Origin of the sequence: Ruminococcus sp. 5_1_39BFAA, from assembly GCF_964240875.1 — a bacterium.
Lineage (GTDB): Bacteria > Bacillota > Clostridia > Lachnospirales > Lachnospiraceae > Blautia_A.
This window is the reverse complement of sequence record NZ_CAXSVO010000088.1, coordinates 1-1,302: the sequence shown is the minus strand read 5'-3', so window position 1 is coordinate 1,302 and position 1,302 is coordinate 1. Positions and strand designations below refer to the sequence as shown.

At 44.2% G+C, this 1,302-nt stretch carries 2 protein-coding genes; both read right to left on the bottom strand.

Features of this window, described 5'->3' with window-relative positions:
* Nucleotides 1–29: 29 nt before the first annotated feature.
* Nucleotides 30–707, bottom strand: coding sequence for a transposase (locus ACESZH_RS23890; protein WP_256144646.1), 678 nt, complete (start codon nucleotides 705–707; stop codon nucleotides 30–32).
* Nucleotides 700–1,302, bottom strand: a 603-nt coding sequence (locus ACESZH_RS23885; protein ID WP_373219590.1) for a helix-turn-helix domain-containing protein, incomplete at its 5' end; no start/stop codon positions are given. The genes ACESZH_RS23885 and ACESZH_RS23890, both read right to left, overlap by 8 nt.

Sequence of the window (1,302 nt, the reverse complement as noted above, 5' to 3'; positions counted from 1 at the left end):
TACAGCATTGCATTAATAATTAAGCAATATCAAACCGTCAAAGGTATACCTTTATAAGTCCATTTAAAGGGCTTTGCCGTGATGTTGTATTGCTCTATAAAACGCAGGACGCTCTCTTTCAGTTCATCTATAGACTGATAGCTTTTCCTTTTGAGCAGACGTCGGTTTATGATGCCGAACCAGATTTCAATCTGGTTCATCCATGAGCAATGTTTTGGTGTATATACGATACGTATTCTGTGATCTTTCTGATGGAGAAATTCCGCACGGCTTTCCAGATTTTTCAGTATGCCGGACTTTCCCTTACAGCCAAGATCTTCCGATAAGCCACACTGTTCCGCAACAAACCGTACCAGGCTTTCTGATTTGTGCGTGTTTAAACCGTCACAAACGAATGTCCATGATGCTTCAGGATCCGTTTCTACCAATGCACGTATGGCTTCAATGAAATCCTCTTCTGTACGTGTAGGATTTAAATATGGCTTTTCCATATGCCCCGTGGCAACATCAAAGAAGCCGATGAGACTGATTGTCCCATGACGGACATATTCAAATTCCATACGGGCTGCTTTTCCGGGTATTACCGGCTTATCCGGATATTTGTGTTCTAATGCCTGGATACCTGTCATCTCATCTACGGATATAGTATGGCCGCCTTTTTCACGGACTTCTTCTGCCTCATGGTAAACAGTACAGATTTCATTCACTTTTTCTGCAAAGGTTTCCGGAGAATCCACTTTCTCGGAGGAATGAAGCCAGTAACGGATGAGATGTGGGTGGATTTCCCCCATATTTTAAAAAACGGCTTACCGTTTTGGCAGATATGGAATCCACAATCCCTTCCTTGATTACAGCGTCCACAAGCAGATTAAGACTCCAGTGACTGACCTCATATCCAAATTCCTGCGGATCACGGCAGGCAATCTCGAGGATTTTGATGATCTGCTCATCTGTGTAATGTGAGGGCTGTCCTGGACGTGGGCAGTCATTAAGGAAGGAAGAAACAGCTTCTTCCAGAAGGGAAGGGTTTTTTTCGGCAACCTCCTGAAAAAGAGGAAGACTTTTGAGGAAACGTCCCCGCCACTTGCTGACAGAATCCTGTCCAAGGCCTACCTGAGTAGATATCTGCATGTTATTTAGACCATCAGCAGCCAGCAGGATTATCCTGGCACGCTGTACCTGGCGGGCTGGAAATGTCCTGCTTTTTGCAAATTTGGAAAGAATGTGGCGGATGTCTTCTGGTATTTTAACAGGGGCAGCAACAAATGGCATATGAATGATCTCCTTGCGTTTTCTTTTAAT